The sequence below is a fragment of the Gordonia jinghuaiqii genome, from assembly GCF_014041935.1.
Classification (GTDB): domain Bacteria; phylum Actinomycetota; class Actinomycetes; order Mycobacteriales; family Mycobacteriaceae; genus Gordonia; species Gordonia jinghuaiqii.
In genome coordinates this window covers 3,370,232-3,384,493 of sequence record NZ_CP059491.1, presented here as the reverse complement: position 1 = coordinate 3,384,493, position 14,262 = coordinate 3,370,232, and the positions used below count along the sequence as shown (strand labels likewise).

General features: G+C 69.4%; 14 protein-coding genes. 8 read left to right on the top strand and 6 right to left on the bottom strand.

Annotated features, from left to right (window positions below):
* Positions 1–8: 8 nt before the first annotated feature.
* The gene (locus tag H1R19_RS15015) at positions 9–1,559 is read right to left on the bottom strand and encodes a serine/threonine-protein kinase (RefSeq protein WP_219849443.1); all 1,551 of its coding nucleotides are present in this window, start codon (positions 1,557–1,559) and stop codon (positions 9–11) included.
* A 133-nt stretch (positions 1,560–1,692) separates the two neighbouring features.
* Between H1R19_RS15015 and H1R19_RS15010 the strand changes: the two genes are divergently transcribed.
* Positions 1,693–2,517: a maleylpyruvate isomerase family mycothiol-dependent enzyme gene (locus H1R19_RS15010; protein ID WP_219849442.1), complete on the top strand. Its 825-nt coding sequence runs from the start codon at positions 1,693–1,695 to the stop codon at positions 2,515–2,517.
* 78 nt (positions 2,518–2,595) lie between these two features.
* Here H1R19_RS15010 and H1R19_RS15005 read toward each other — a convergent pair whose 3' ends face one another.
* Complete coding sequence (locus tag H1R19_RS15005) at positions 2,596–4,611, bottom strand: protein kinase domain-containing protein (RefSeq protein WP_219851705.1); 2,016 nt, start codon at positions 4,609–4,611, stop codon at positions 2,596–2,598.
* 121 nt (positions 4,612–4,732) lie between these two features.
* Positions 4,733–5,545: a spermidine synthase gene (locus tag H1R19_RS15000; protein WP_219849441.1), complete on the bottom strand. Its 813-nt coding sequence runs from the start codon at positions 5,543–5,545 to the stop codon at positions 4,733–4,735.
* Positions 5,546–5,714: 169 nt separating this feature from the next.
* On the opposite strand from H1R19_RS15000, the gene H1R19_RS14995 reads away from it, so the two are divergent.
* Positions 5,715–6,746: a cobalamin biosynthesis protein gene (locus H1R19_RS14995; RefSeq protein WP_372631443.1), complete on the top strand. Its 1,032-nt coding sequence runs from the start codon at positions 5,715–5,717 to the stop codon at positions 6,744–6,746.
* Positions 6,747–6,767: 21 nt separating this feature from the next.
* Here the strand turns inward: H1R19_RS14995 and H1R19_RS14990 are convergent, their stop codons facing one another.
* Positions 6,768–7,769 (bottom strand): SURF1 family cytochrome oxidase biogenesis protein, encoded by a 1,002-nt coding sequence (locus H1R19_RS14990; protein WP_219849440.1) that lies wholly within the window; start codon positions 7,767–7,769, stop codon positions 6,768–6,770.
* Between the two features lie 37 nt (positions 7,770–7,806).
* Between H1R19_RS14990 and H1R19_RS14985 the strand changes: the two genes are divergently transcribed.
* Complete coding sequence (locus H1R19_RS14985; protein ID WP_188327763.1) at positions 7,807–8,811, top strand: zinc-binding metallopeptidase family protein; 1,005 nt, start codon at positions 7,807–7,809, stop codon at positions 8,809–8,811.
* Between the two features lie 29 nt (positions 8,812–8,840).
* Here H1R19_RS14985 and H1R19_RS14980 read toward each other — a convergent pair whose 3' ends face one another.
* Both H1R19_RS14980 and H1R19_RS14975 read right to left on the bottom strand, forming a co-directional pair.
* The gene (locus H1R19_RS14980; RefSeq protein WP_188327764.1) at positions 8,841–9,320 is read right to left on the bottom strand and encodes a low molecular weight protein-tyrosine-phosphatase; all 480 of its coding nucleotides are present in this window, start codon (positions 9,318–9,320) and stop codon (positions 8,841–8,843) included.
* A 51-nt stretch (positions 9,321–9,371) separates the two neighbouring features.
* Positions 9,372–10,055, bottom strand: coding sequence for an HAD hydrolase-like protein (locus tag H1R19_RS14975; protein WP_188327765.1), 684 nt, complete (start codon positions 10,053–10,055; stop codon positions 9,372–9,374).
* 33 nt (positions 10,056–10,088) lie between these two features.
* Here H1R19_RS14975 and cobC point away from each other — a divergent pair, with 33 nt between their 5' ends.
* The 5 genes from cobC (at position 10,089) to H1R19_RS14950 (ending at position 14,211) form a co-directional block, all read left to right on the top strand.
* The gene (cobC, locus tag H1R19_RS14970) at positions 10,089–11,246 is read left to right on the top strand and encodes an Rv2231c family histidinol phosphate aminotransferase CobC (protein WP_219849439.1); all 1,158 of its coding nucleotides are present in this window, start codon (positions 10,089–10,091) and stop codon (positions 11,244–11,246) included.
* Positions 11,224–12,366 (top strand): Nif3-like dinuclear metal center hexameric protein, encoded by a 1,143-nt coding sequence (locus H1R19_RS14965; protein ID WP_188327767.1) that lies wholly within the window; start codon positions 11,224–11,226, stop codon positions 12,364–12,366. Before cobC ends, H1R19_RS14965 begins: the two co-directional genes overlap by 23 nt.
* An 80-nt stretch (positions 12,367–12,446) precedes the next feature.
* Positions 12,447–13,184 (top strand): zinc ribbon domain-containing protein, encoded by a 738-nt coding sequence (locus H1R19_RS14960; protein WP_188327768.1) that lies wholly within the window; start codon positions 12,447–12,449, stop codon positions 13,182–13,184.
* A gap of 3 nt (positions 13,185–13,187) precedes the next feature.
* Positions 13,188–13,853 (top strand): histidine phosphatase family protein, encoded by a 666-nt coding sequence (locus tag H1R19_RS14955; protein ID WP_219849438.1) that lies wholly within the window; start codon positions 13,188–13,190, stop codon positions 13,851–13,853.
* Positions 13,854–13,944: 91 nt separating this feature from the next.
* Entirely contained in the window at positions 13,945–14,211 is a 267-nt protein-coding gene (locus H1R19_RS14950) for a hypothetical protein (RefSeq protein WP_188327770.1), read from the top strand.
* Positions 14,212–14,262 lie beyond the last annotated feature (51 nt).

Below are 14,262 nucleotides of genomic sequence, written 5' to 3'. Positions count from 1 at the left end.
GAAAGCGCTCAGCAGGTGATGAGCATTGTCGGATCGGAGGTGTTGTCCAGCCACTTCCCGTAGGCGTCGCCGCCGATCCGGTTGCGCACGTCGCAGATCTCGCCGAGCGTGGACCCCGCGACGAAGTAGACCGCGTAGATCGGGTTGCCGTCGAGGCTCTGGCGTAGCGACGCGCAGGACTGGTCGGTCCGCAGGTAGCTCGCGCCCGGATGCCGGTCCAGGAACGCCTGCACCTCGGTGGCGTACGCCCCCGGCGCCACTGCGTTGCCCACCACGACGATCCCCGTGCCGTCGCACGCCGGACGGGTGATCGGCACGGCCAGGCCGAGGTCGCCGGTGCCGCGGGTGTTGCTCTGGGTGGGCGTCGGGGTCGCCGGTGGTGGCGGGGCAGGCGTCGTGGTGAGGGGTGGGGCGGCGGGTGCAGTCGGGCCCGGAACCGATGTGGCTCGGGAAGATTCGGGGCGCTCGGTGGCCGGCAGTGATGACCTGTCACCCGCCGTGGTGGCCGAGCTGTCCCGATCGGTCGTCAGAACAGCCCACCCCACGACGCCGGCACAGATCAGCAGGACGACGACGGTGGCCAGCGCGATCGGGATCGCGGGAGATCTGCGCCGGGGCGGGGCCGACCACACCGCCGCCTGCGTCGGATTCCACTGGGGGCCCGAGTGGGTGGCCGCCGGGGTGGACAGGACCGGGGTGGACAGGACCGGCGTGGATGGGACCAGCGTGGCCGGTCCTCCGAGCGGATCGGCGCGCAACGCGGTCGCGGCGTCGGCGACCAGCGCGCCCGCCGAGAGCTGGCGCTGCACTGGGTCTTTTGCCATCCCGCGGGCGATGACGGAATCGACGGCGACGCCCAGGCGAGGCGGCGGGGTGGTCAGGTGGGCGGCGATCAACCGTTCGATCGTCGTCGCCGATGCGAAAGGGTGTGCGCCGGCGAGGCATTCGTAGAGCACGCAGGCCAGTGCGTAGACGTCGGCCGGGGGCCCGACCGCAGAGTCACCGAACCGCTCCGGTGCCATGTAGCCGAACGAGCCGATGGCGGTGCCCGTGCTGGTGAACCGGGTGTCCGTATCGGCTTGTGCGAGGCCGAAATCCACCAGGTAGGCGAAGTCCCGGTGGTCGACGAGAATGTTGTCGGGCTTCACGTCGCGGTGGACGAGCCCCTGTCGGTGTGCGGCGTCGAGGGCGTCGGCGATCTGCCCGACGATCCGCAGTGCGCGCTCGGGCGGCAGTGGCCCTTCGTCGGCGAGGAGTGCGCGCAGGTCGCGGCCGTCGACCAGACGCATGTCGATGAACAGCCGGCCGTCGATCTCGCCCCAGTCGTGGATCGGGATGACGTGCGGGTCGTTGAGCTGCGCGGCCACCCGCGACTCGCGCAGGAACCGGTCGCGGAAGGCCGGATTGTCGGCGACCGTCGGGTTGAGCAGCTTCAACGCGACCACGCGGCCCTTGTGGGTGTCGGTGGCGCGATACACCTCGCCCATGCCGCCGCGGCCGATCAGTGCTTCGATGACGTAGTGGCCGAATTGTTCACCGGCGAGATCGGATGCGGACACGCGGTCCAGCCTAGGGGGACCGGTACCGCGTCGGCAGGTCGAACACCCGGATTAGTCGGTGTATGGGTGCTCGGAGTCACCCGTGCCGGATAGGTTTGATCCGAACGCTCGGCCGACCACTGGAGGAGTACGTATGGCGACGACGATCCTGCCGATCGACGAGGTGACCGAGGCCTTGACCGCCCAGTGGGCGGCGATATCCGGACTCGCGTCCTCGCTGGGAGACGACCAATGGTCCGCGTCGTCGGTGCTGCCCGGCTGGACCAACGCCGACATCGTCGCCCACATCATCGGGACCGAGAGCATGCTCGACGGCCGCGATGTGGAGGCCACCCGCACCGTCAGCGCGCTCGATCACGTCCGAAATCCCATCGGCGAGCTCAACGAGAAATGGGTCGACCACTTCCGTCCGATGCCGCGCACCGAGGTCCTCGCCGCGCTCGACGAGATCATCGGCGTGCGCACCGCGGCCCTGCGGGCCATGGGTCAGGAGGCGTTCGACGCCCCGGCGATGACCCCGGCGGGCGCCGACACCTACGGGCGGTTCATGCGCATCCGCATCTTCGACTGCTGGGTGCACGAGATCGACCTGCGTGACGGCACCGACGGCTCGTCGGTCTCCGACCCCGGACCCGCCGCGCTCGCACTCGACGAGATCGGGACGTCGTTGCCGTTCGTCGTGGGCAAACGTGCCGACGCACCCAAGGGCAGCGCCGTGCTGTTCGACATCACGGGTCTCGCACCGCGCACGGTGCGGATCGTCGTCGGGGATCGTGCGGGCATCGTCGACGAGTTCGACGGCGGTGATGGCGCCGCCGACGTCCGGATCCGTCTCGACGCGGCGAACCTCGCGCGATGTGCGGGCGGCCGTCGGGATGCCGATCCCGCGGCTGCGGACATCGAGGGCAATGAGCAACTCGGACAGGCGATCCTGAATCGGATGAACTACGTGATCTGACGCCTCGTACCTCTGATGTGCTCGTTCAGCAGTCGGTGTCGTCCTACGATACTTACTGCTGAACGGTCCGTGTCTCGGCTACCCGCTGACGGTTGCCTTCTGGATCAGCAGGTTCTGCTTCGGCGGGCCCGACGCCGCGCCGGGTGCGTTCGGGGTGAATCCGCCCGCCACGATCCTGTCGAGAACGGCGAGCCCGGACGGGTCCATCGTGCCGACGATCGCGTAGGTCAACGGCAGTTCGGTGTCGTCGGCCAGCATGAAGAACGTGGTCGAGCCGGTGGCGCCCTCGTCGTCGGGGAGATCGAGGATGCCCACGGTGCCCCGCGGGTAGGTGACCTGTGGGATGCCGTCGTCGTCCGTCCCGGCCGAGGGTAGGTCTTCGGGCAGCTCGTCGGGGCTGGTCCAGCCCGGGTTGGTGCCCTCCTTACCGCCCGACGAGCCGCAGATCAGGTACTTCGCCGATGCGCGGTGGCATTTGCTGCCGTCGTAGAAACCCGACCTGATCAGCGACACCATCGCGCCGACATTGCACGGAGCCTCGGCCCGATTGAGTGTCATGCCGATGGTGCCCTGGCCGGCGATCGGGATCTCGGCCTCGACTGTGCCCGTATTCGGTTGTTGCGCTGCGGGTTCGGGCTGCGTGATGCCGCCCACCGGGGAACGTTCGGTGTAGTCGCAGGCGACGGTGCCGGCCGGGAGTGCGCTGACCGACCCGCTGGGGGTGGCCGGGTCGTCACCCCCGGACCCGGAGAGGACGAGCACGATGCCGGTCACCGCCAACGCGATCACCAGCACACCCACGCCGACGGCGATGCCGACGTTGCGTCCGGTGTTCGACTTGCGCGGCGGGCCCGACGGCACCCCGCCCCACTGGTTGGGGCCCGAGAAGGACTGGGGGCCCGAGTACGACTGGGGGCCCGAGTACGACTGGGGGCCCGAGTACGACTGGGGGCCCGAGTACGACTGGGGGCCCGAGTACGACTGGGGGCCCGAATGGCCGGGCGGAGAACCGAATCCGCCGGGGCTCGGGGAGTACTGCGGGCCGGGCATGGTCGGACCCGAACTGATGCCGCGGACCATCGTCGGTTCCGATGGCACCCCGGTCGGACCGGATCCCCGGGCGGGTGACGGCGTGCCAGGGGAGACAACCGGCCGGTCCGAGGACACCGGTGTGCCCGGTGTGCCCTGCTGGGGCCGCGGTGCAAAGGTCGGCGGGGCCACGTGGGATGGGGGCACGGTGGAGGGTGCCACGGAGGTCGGGGGTGCGGGTGGAGTCGCCGGCGCAGGCGACGACAAAGCCGCGGAGGCGGCTCGGATGAGTTCGCGCGCGGACGGATAGCGCTGTTCGGGGTCTTTCGCGAGACCCTTCGCGATCACCGGGTCGAGCGCTCCGCCCGTCGTCGGCGGCGCCTTGGTGATGTGTGCGGTCATCAGCCCCTGGTCGGTCTTCGACGGGAACGGAGGTTGGCCGGTGATGCACTCGTAGAGCACACACGCGAGGGCGTAGTTGTCGGAGCCCGGTCCCGCCGGCTGGTCGCCGAACCGCTCGGGCGCCATGTAGGCGAGCGTGCCGAGGGCGGTGCCCACCTGGGTGAGCCGGCTGTCGGTGGTGCCCTGGGCGATGCCGAAGTCGACCAGATAGGCGAAGTCGTCGGCGTCGACGAGGATGTTGTCGGGTTTGATGTCACGGTGCACGAGACCGTCGCGGTGGGCGGCGTCGAGCGCGGCCGCCACCTGACCGAGGATGTGCACGGCCCGGGCCGGGGGCAGCGGCCCCGAGTTGAGGAGTTTGCGCAGGTCCTGGCCGTCGACCAGGCGCATGTCGATGAACAGGACGCCGTCGGACTCGCCCCAGTCGTGGATCGGGATGACGTGCGGGTCGGACAGCTTGGCCGCGGTCTTCGACTCACGCTCGAACCGCTCGCGGAAGTCCTTGTCGTGCACCAGGTGTGGGGGCAAGACCTTCAGCGCGACACGACGCTCCTTGACTGTGTCGTAGGCCTCGTAGACCTCGCCCATACCGCCGCGACCGAGAAGCTTGTCGATGCGATAGGGGCCCAGCACTGTGCCCGCTCGCGACGATGGATCGGTCACGTCATCCCCGGCTTCCTCGGTGTCGGTGTCGGTGTCGGTGTCGGTGCCTCGCCGCGCCACGACGAGGAGACGAATCCACACTATCGACTGGTGACAGGCTTCGTATGTCGAGTTCGGCCGGTCATGCCGGGTCGTCGGACAATGCGGGGCCGCGGGCGAAGTCGCGCGCCTTGGCGCCCGACAGAACCTGGGCGGGCAGGGGGTCGCTGAGCAGCGTGCGTACGAGGGTCGCCGACGCGTCGAGGGGTGCGTCGCTGGCTGCGATCACGATGTTGCCGGTGCGTCGACCTTTGAACATCGCGGCGTCGGCGATCAGCATGAGGTGGGAGAAGACCGAGCCGATCGTCGCGGCTTCGGCGCGGGCGCCGGCGAGGTCGCGGCTGTCGCCGCAGTTGGCGAGATACAGCCCGCCCGGTTCGAGGACTTCGCGCACCGCCTCGGTGAATTCACGGGTGGTCAGATGTCGGGGGGTACGGTCGCCGGCGAAGGCGTCGCGCACCACGACGTCGCGGGTCCGCGGCTGCAGCGACGTCACCACCTCGCGGGCGTCGCCCACCCGAATCCGCAGCTTGGGTGCACGTGGCAGGTCGAACCATTCGCGGACGAGGCGGGCGAGTTCGGCGTCGATCTCGACGGCCACCTGTCGGGCGTCGGGATACCGGTGGTCGAGGTGGCGGGCGAGGGCGCAGGCCGCGCCACCGAGATGAAGGACCCGTAGGCGTTGGGTGGCGGGATACCTGTCGTCGATGACGGCCGACATCTGGCGCAGGTATTCGAAGTCGAGGGCGGTGGGGTCATCGGGGTGGATGTGGGAGCTGTGCGCGCCGTTGATCGTCAGCAGCCAGCCGCCCGAGATGGTGTCGGGCGCGAGCTCGGCGACGCCGGTGTCGATCTCGTACCGGCCGGGTCTCGGCTGCGGGGTTGTCCTGGCCACGGGGGCCAAGTCTGGCATGCGGGTCGAAAGGGTACGGCGCCGGGAGCGGAGCGAGCGGGCCGAATGGGTACGGCGCCGGGAGCGGAGCGAGCGGGCCGAGTGGGTACGGCGCCGGGAGCGGAGCGAGCGGGCCGAGTGGGTACGGCGGGCGGGCCGATACCATCGCGCGGTGTCTGCTCTGTTCGGTGGTGACCGTTTGTGGCGTGCTCGTCTGGCGACCACTGCGGGGTTGGTTCTCGGGTTCGGCCTCGATGAGGCGTTCGGTGATCCCCGTCGTGGGCATCCGGTTGCCGGGTTCGGTCGGTTGACGAGCGCGGCGGAGCGTCGTCTGTATCGCGATTCGCGGTCGGCGGGCGTCGGGCTGGTGGGTGTGATGGTCGGTTCGACGGTGCTCGCCGCGTGGTGGCCGGGGCGGCGGGCGTCGGTTCCGGTGAGGATCGTGGTGACGGCCGCGTCGACGTGGGTCGCGCTGGGCGGCACCTCGTTGTGCCGGGTGGGCGATGACGTCGCGGGGGCGCTCGAGCGTGGAGATGTCGAGGCTGCGCGCGCGTTGATCCCGAGTCTGTGTGGACGTGATCCGCGGTCGCTCGACGAGGCCGGTCTGTGCCGCGCGGCGGTGGAGTCGCTCGCCGAGAACACTTCTGACGCGACGGTCGGCCCGCTGGTGTGGGGCGCTGTCGCCGGTGTCCCCGGCATCCTGGGTTATCGCGCGGTGAACACCTTGGACGCGATGGTCGGTTATCGCAATGAGCGTTACCGCAACTTCGGGTGGGCCGCGGCTCGCCTCGACGATGTCGCGAATCTGGTTCCGGCGCGACTGGCCGGCTTGCTGATCGTGTTGGTGGGCGGAGCCCCACGGCGTGCTGTGACGGCGTGGCGCCGGGACAGCGGAGCTCACCCGAGTCCCAATGCGGGGGTCGTCGAAGCCGGTTTCGCCGGTTCGCTCGGTGTGCAGCTCGGCGGCCGCACGGTCTATCCGCACGGCGTCGAACTGCGACCGACTCTGGGTGAGGGACGCGCGCCGGGGCCTGCCGATCTGCGCGCGGCCGTGGACCTGTCGCGTCGTGTGCAGCGCGCGACGCTGGTCGCGTGCGTTGCGGGATCGGTGCTGTGGCCGGCCGCTGTCGGTGCCTTCCGCGGTGGGGCCTTCCGCAGTGGGGCCTTCCGCAGTTGGGCCGTCCGCCGAGGTGCGGGGCGGTAGCGGGCGTCGAGATGAGCGGGTTCAGCCGCCGTAGCGCCGGCTGAGTTTGTCGCGGACGTCGCGCGATTCGTCGTCGGCGTCGGGACCGTGTCCGATCTGTCCGACCTGGTGGGTCACGGTGGTGCGGCTGGCGGCGCGTAGTTCGTCGCGCATGTGCTGGCGCCGATGTGCGCGTGAGCCGGTCGGCGGGACGGGAGCCGAACGTGGGGTGCCGGCGTCTGCCTCGGACCCGCCGGTGTCCGCGCCGGCGGCGACGGGCTGGGCGTCCGCCTCGCGTGCGGCGGCCGCGGCGCGGCGGCGGGCGCGGATCTCGGTGGTGAGGAAGTAGAGGACGCCGAGCGGGGCCATGACGCCGAAGGCGAGCCACTGCAGGCCGTAGGACAGGTAGGGGCCGGTGTCGAGCTGCGGCAGCGAGATCTCGCCGAGCGAGCCGGGTTGGTCGGGTGACAGCTGGAGGTAGAAGTCGTCCATCGGGACCGACGTCGCGGCGGCGACGAGGCCTGGGTTGATGGTCGCCACCGTCAGTGCGCCGTTCTCGGTGCGCGCGCCACGGTCGGCGCTGACGCTCTCGGCGGCGCGGATGCGTGCACGGATGGTCTGTTCACCGCCGGGCGGTGCCGGGATGTCGGGGACGGCTCCTTCTTCGGGGCGCACGAAGCCCCGGTTGACGAGGATCACCCGGTCCGACCCGGCCACGGCGAACGGGGTGAGCACCTCGACCGCCGGGCGCTGGCCGACGTTGCGCAGACGGACCAGCGCCTGCTGCTCGGTGAGATAGGCGCCGGTGACCTCGATTTCGCGCCACTCCGACGACGGGTCGAACGTCGAGGCCGGAGCGACCTCGGCCAGCGGTTCGGTCTCCAGCGATGTCGCCGTGCGGATCAGATCGTTGCGGCGTTCGGTGTCGGAGTTCTTGCCCAGCTGCCACGGGGCGAGCAGCGTGAAGCAGGCCACCGCGAACGCGACGACCACAACACCGAGGGCGATCCACCCGGGACGGAGGATCGTTCGCAGAACATGCACGCCACCCAGGTTACCGAGCCGGGGTAGCGTGATCGAAATGCGAGACTTCCTCTGTTTGAAGTGCGGCCAGCGTCTTTCCTTCGAGAACAGCCTCTGCCTGAACTGCCGGAGTGCCCTCGGGTTCTGGCTCCAGACCCGGTCGATCCATGTCCTCGACGAGAAGGGGCGGGCCGAGGTCGACGGCGTCCTTCTCGAGCGCTGCGCGAACAACAAAGTCGCGCAATGCAACTGGCTGGTGAAGTGGAGCGGCAAGCCGACCATGTGCGAGTCGTGCCGCCTCACCAGGACCCGTCCCGGCGACGGTGACACCGAGGCCCTGGTGATCTTCGGGCAGACCGAGACCGCCAAACGACGCCTCATCCTCGAACTCGACGAACTGGGACTCCCGATCGAGGGCCGTGACGAGAATCCCCAGACCGGCCTCGCCTTCGACCTGCTCTCCAGTGCGGAGGGGCCGGTCATCACCGGTCACGCGAACGGCGTGATCACCCTTGACCTGGCCGAAGGCGATCACGTCCACCGCGAACAGATGCGCGTCGAGCTCGCCGAGCCGTATCGCACCGTCCTGGGACATTTCCGCCATGAGATCGGTCACTATTATCAGCTCGTCCTGATCGACGACGATCACCGGCCGGGTTTCGAGGAACTCTTCGGTAATCCCGACGACGACTACCAGGCTGCGCTCGACCGGCACTACAAGGAGGGTGCACCCGAGGGCTGGAAACAGAGCTTCGTGTCGTCATACGCCACCATGCACCCGGCCGAGGACTTTGCCGAGACGTTCGCGCACTACCTCCACATCCGCGACACCCTCGACACCGCGGCGGCGTTCGCGATGGCGCCGTCGGGCACGACCCTCGACAGCGTGCCGCCCGGTGACGTCGGTTTCGACCGCATCATCGGCGAGTGGCTGCCGCTGGCGTGGGCGCTCAACCAGATCAACAGGTCGATGGGGCACCAGGATCTCTACCCGTTCGTGCTGCCGGGACCGGTCCTGACCAAGATGCGCTTCGTGCACAACCTGGTGGCGCCGGCGCCCTGAGACCGACGCCGGGGTTCAGAAGCCGGGGTTCACTCGACGCCGAGTTCGGCACGAACCCAGTCGACGAGCCCCGGCATCGAGCTCTCGATCTGCTCCCGGGTCACGACGAAGTCCTCGGTGCTGCCGTAATACGGGTCGGCGAGATCGAGGTCGTCGGCGGGGGCCGACGGGTCGAACGAGCGCAGCAGTCGGGTCCGGTCGCCGAGACGTTTGCGTTCGAGCTCACGCGCGTGGCCGTTGTCCATCGCCACGAACAGGTCGGCGTCGAAGTGTTCGGGTCCGAGAACCGCGGCGACATGGGCGTCGGAGTAGCCGTGGGCGAGCAACTCCGTGCGCGCCCGGTTGTCGGCCGGCTCGCCGGTGTGGAAACCGCTCGTGCCGCAGGACGAGACGCGTACCTTGCCGCCCAGGCCGGCGTCGTCGAGCACCGTGCGGAAGATGTTCTGCGCCATCGGCGAACGACAGATGTTGCCGGTGCACACGAAACAGATGTGTAGTTCCTCAGCCACTGCTACCTCAACAAAGTCGATTGAGCCGTCACCCTATACGTCCGGTGCCGATCACACACCCAGGACGTCGCGCAGTTCGGCGACGGAGTCCACCGCCCAGGCTGCGTCCCGGTCCTCCCCGTCCAGAGAATAACCCCATCTCACGAGGATCGCCGAGATGCCGAATGCCGCTGCGCCGTGGACATCATGACTGCGATCTCCGATCATCACCACCGGGACGGTGACGTGGCCGGTGTCCGGATCGACGGGCAGACCCAGCTCGGCGATCGCGTGCGCGATGACGTCGGACTTGTGGCGTCGGGTGCCGTCGTCGCTGGCGCCGGCGATGTAGCGGAAGTGCTCGGTGAGTCCGAAGTGGTCAAGGATCTTGCGCGCGGTGGTCTGGTTCTTCGACGTCGCGATCGCCACGGTGCGTCCCGACGCGGCCAGATCGGCCAGGACCGCCGCCATACCGTCGTATACCGAGTTCTCCCGCCAGCCGATGTCGGTGTAGCGCTCCCGGTATGCGCGCATCGCCTGCTCGGCGGCCTCGGGCGGGAGGCCCAACGCGTTCAGCGTGTCGATCATCGGCGGTCCGACGATGCCGGCGACGACGTCCGGATCCGGTTCGGGGGCCCCGACGGCGGCGAGTGCATGCCGGAAACTGTTGGCGATGCCGTCGAAGCTGTCGGTGACGGTGCCGTCGAGGTCGACGAGCAGAACCGTCTCGGGATGGCGTGGATCTGGCGGCGTCATCACCCGACCATCGTGCACGTAAGGTCGGAAGGCATGACAGCTGGGTTCCGTGCAGTGCATCACGCCGGGGTGTGTGAGACGGGGGTGCATCAGAGCGGGCCGGATCTCGCCGACCCGGAACGTCACGGTGACCAGGATGCCGCGCCGGGGCTCGTCGACTTCGCGGTGAATGTCCGTGGCACCCCACCGGAGTTCGTGCTCGACGCGATCCGCGCGGGGATGGCCGACCTCGCCCGCTACCCGAGCGCCGCCGACGAGCAGTGCGCCGTCGACGCGATCGCGGCTGCCCACTCCCGGCGCGCCGACGAGGTGCTGTTGCTGTCGGGCGCCGCCGACGGTTTCGAGATGCTGCCCCGCCTGGGAGTCGGTTCCGCGGCGCTGATCCAGCCGTCGTTCACCGAACCCGAGATCGCCCTGCGGGCGGCGGGTGTGCCGATCACACAGACGACGCTGAGTGCGCCCTGGCAGTTGGGTGCCGAGCGCGAAGGTGACCTGGATTCGCTCGCGACCGTGCCCGAAGACGCCGATCTGGTGATCCTGGGCAACCCCACCAACCCGACGTCGGTGCTGCATCCGCGGGAGGCGATCGACGCCTTGCGCCGTCCCGGCCGGATCATCGTCGTCGACGAGGCCTTCGCCGACCTCACACTCGATGCGCGCGGAGTCATCGAACCTGAGTCGCTGGCATCTGTCGACTGGCCCGATCTTCTGGTGATACGCAGTGTGACAAAGACCTTCGGTCTCGCCGGGTTGCGGGCCGGATACCTGCTGGGGCCGGCGGATCTGCTGGCGCGGCTTCGGGCCGGACGACGCCCCTGGGCGTTGTCGACACCCGCGCTGACGGCGCTGACCGCCTGCGTGGGTGAGCAGGGGCACCGCTTCTGCGTCGAGCAGGCGCGGCTGGTGGCCGCCGAACGCGCCGCGATGATCGAGGAGTTGGCGCGGATCGGACTGGTTCCGGCGACCCGGCCGGCTGCCCCGTTCGTGCTCGTCGAGATGCCGCACGCGACGGAGGTCAAACGCCGACTCGTCGACCATGGCTTCGCGGTGCGCAGCTGCGCCAACTTCGTCGGACTCGGTGACACCCACCTTCGCCTGGCGGTCCGTCCGATCGAGCAGGTCCGGGCGCTCACCCGCGCGATCGAGCAGGTACGAGAGGAGATCGGGAATGCAGTCGGAACCCACCCCTGAGGCAGGGGTCACCGTCGGAGATGTCGTCGGCGTCGTCGAACGGGCGTATCCGCCCGCGCTCGCCGAGTCATGGGATGCGGTCGGTCTCGTGTGCGGTGATCGCGGCGAGCCCGCGCGCGGCATCCTGGTGTGCGTCGACGTGACCGACGCGGTGGTCGACGCGGCGGTCGAATCCGGTGTGGGGGTGGTGGTTGCGCACCACCCGCTGCTGATGCGCGGGGTGACCTCGCTGGCCGCGGACACCGCGAAGGGCCGCATCGTTCATCGTCTGATCCGCAACGGCATCGCGCTGCTGTCCGCCCACACCAACGCTGACCGTGCCCGCCCCGGTGTCTCCGATGCGCTCGCCGAGCGGCTCGGGGTGCTCGACACGGCGCCGATCGAACCCAAACCCGTTGCCCCTCTGGATAAGTGGGTCGTCATGGTGCCCGAGGGAAACGTCGAGCAGGTGAGCGAGGCGATGTTCGCCGCGGGCGCCGGATCGATCGGGGACTACCGCGACTGCTCGTGGACGGTCGTCGGCACCGGACAGTTCGAGGCCCAGGAGGCGGCGTCGCCGACGATCGGCGAGATCGGGATGCGCACCCACGTCGACGAGGCGCGGGTGGAGATGGTCGCCGACCGCGCGATCCGTGCGTCGGTGCTGCGGGCGCTGCGCAACGCCCATCCCTACGAGGAACCGGCCTTCGACGTGTTCGAACTGGCCGACATGGACAGCGACATCGGGCTGGGCCGGATCGGATCGCTCGCCGAGCCGACGACCCTGCGCGAGTTCACCGCGACGGTGGCACGGGCGCTGGGCAACCCGTGGGGCATCCGCGCCGCCGGTGATCCCGACATGCCGGTGCGGACCGTCGCGGTGTGCGGCGGTGCGGGGGACTCACTGATCGAACGCGTGCGCGGCCTCGGCGTCGATGTCTATGTGACCGCCGATCTGCGACATCACCCCGTCGACGAGAGTCTGCGCGTCGGCGCTCCGGCGCTGATCGACGCCGGCCACTGGGCCACCGAGTTCCCCTGGTGCGCCCAGGTCGCGGCGCTGCTGCGCAGTGAGCTCGGCACGCCGGTCGCGGTGTTCGAGCCACCCACCGATCCCTTCGGATTGCACAGTTTCGGCTGACCCGGGACAACGCCGAGCCGCCGCCGGGACAGCCCGGCCCCCCGCGTACGGTAGGGGGACTTCAGAGACAGGAGACCGCAATGAAAGTCGACGCCACCGTGCAGCGACTGCTGCTCGATCTCGCGGACTCCGATGCCGAGATCAACCGACTCGAGCATCGACGCAAGACGTTGCCCGAGGACGCCGAGATCGCCGAACACGAGACCGCGATCGACGCCGCCCGCGACGATCTGGTGCGCGCCGAGATCGCGGCGGAGGATCTCGGACGTGAGTACCGTCGCATCGATTCCGAGGTGACGGGAATGGCCAACCGGGAGGCCAAGGATTCGGCGTTGCTGGCCGGCGGCGGGCTCGCGCCCAAGGCGCTGTCGGAGTTGCAGCACGAGCTCGCCGGGCTCGGGCGCCGGCGCTCGGTGCTCGAGGACGAGATGCTGACGCTGATGGAACAGCAGGAGGCCGTCGAATCCGAACGCAGCCGCGCCGCCGCGACCATGTCCCATCTCGAGGAGAAGATCGCCGACGCCCGCGCGCGTCGTGACAAGTCGCTCCAGGTCATCGACGAGGATCTGTCGCGCGTTCGGGAACGGCGCGACTCGCTCGTGGCGGAGATCGACCCGCCACTGCTGGCCGTGTACGACAAACAGCGCGCCAACGGCCGGATCGGCGCCGGACTGCTCCGCGCCCGACGCTGCGGTGCGTGCCGGATGGAACTCGACCGCGGCACGATCGCGTCGATCGCCGCGGCGAGCTCCGATGAGGTTCTCCGCTGCGAGGAGTGTGGCGCGATCCTCGTGCGCACCGTCGAATCCGGGATCTGACGGGTGACGTCGGGCCGGACCGCGAAGAAGGCCCCGTCGTGGCAGGGGCAGCGTGGGGCACCCACCCGGTTCATCCTCCTCCGTCACGGGCAGACCCCGCTGTCGGTGGAACGCCGCTACTCCGGTCGGGGAAACCCTGACCTCACCGCGGAGGGACTGCGTCAGGCCCGCGCCGCTGCCGAACGCGTCGCGCGTGAGGACGGCATCGGGGCGATCGTGACCTCACCGCTGAGTCGTGCTCGCGCCACCGCCGACGAGGTGGCGGCACTCACCGGGGTCGACGTCGTCGAGCACCCCGGACTGATCGAGAACGACTTCGGCCGGTGGGAGGGACTGACCTTCACCGAGGCGTCCGAACTCGACCCGCAGATCCACCGCGAGTGGCTGTCCGACATCACCGTGCCCGCACCGGGCGGCGAGAGTTTCGCCCAGGTCGCCGAGCGGATCGCAGACACCAAAAACGATCTACTGGAACGATATTCAGGGCAAACAGTCGTACTCGTCTCCCATGTCACGCCCATCAAACTGATGCTGCGCGATGCATTGCGGGTCGGCCCCGAACTGCTGTTCTCACTCCACCTCGACCTCGCGTCGGTGTCGATCGCGGAGTACTTCGACGACGGTGGCTCGGTGGTGCGCCTCGTGAACGACGCCGCGCACTGGCACTGAGAAGACATACCCGGGGTCATTGGGCCCGGTAGATCAGAGACAGCCCTTGACACGGGCCTTACGACGGTCGAAACTGGCGCGCCACCAGTTCATGAATCAACGCACCATCCCGGGTTTCGTACCCAGTCCGGAGGCCTACGCCCCGGCCGTGAACGCACTCGAATCGACCACCGGTCATCTCGCCAGGGTCGGAGTCGAGGGCAGGGAGGACGTCGATCTGTACACCGCGATCATCGGCGGCCTCATCGACGCGCAGCAGGCCAATGACCCCGGCGGCAACCGCTGGGCTCGGCTGCTCGATCGCGCCGTGGACATGTTCGCCGACGATGTCGGCGTTCCACCACACATTGCAACCTGAGGAAGAACCATGTCCGGAACCACTTCTGCCGCCGATGCCGCCACCAGGCCG

Bases quoted from the DNA above. Each gene is read 5' to 3' on its own strand.
- H1R19_RS14950 (WP_188327770.1), top strand. From the start codon at position 13,945: ATGAATCAACGCACCATCCCGGGTTTCGTACCCAGTCCGGAGGCCTAC.
- H1R19_RS14985 (WP_188327763.1), top strand. From the start codon at position 7,807: ATGCGAGACTTCCTCTGTTTGAAGTGCGGCCAGCGTCTTTCCTTCGAG.
- H1R19_RS14965 (WP_188327767.1), top strand. From the start codon at position 11,224: ATGCAGTCGGAACCCACCCCTGAGGCAGGGGTCACCGTCGGAGATGTC.
- H1R19_RS14960 (WP_188327768.1), top strand. From the start codon at position 12,447: ATGAAAGTCGACGCCACCGTGCAGCGACTGCTGCTCGATCTCGCGGAC.
- H1R19_RS14975 (WP_188327765.1), bottom strand. From the start codon at position 10,055: ATGACGCCGCCAGATCCACGCCATCCCGAGACGGTTCTGCTCGTCGAC.
- cobC (WP_219849439.1), top strand. From the start codon at position 10,089: ATGACAGCTGGGTTCCGTGCAGTGCATCACGCCGGGGTGTGTGAGACG.
- H1R19_RS15010 (WP_219849442.1), top strand. From the start codon at position 1,693: ATGGCGACGACGATCCTGCCGATCGACGAGGTGACCGAGGCCTTGACC.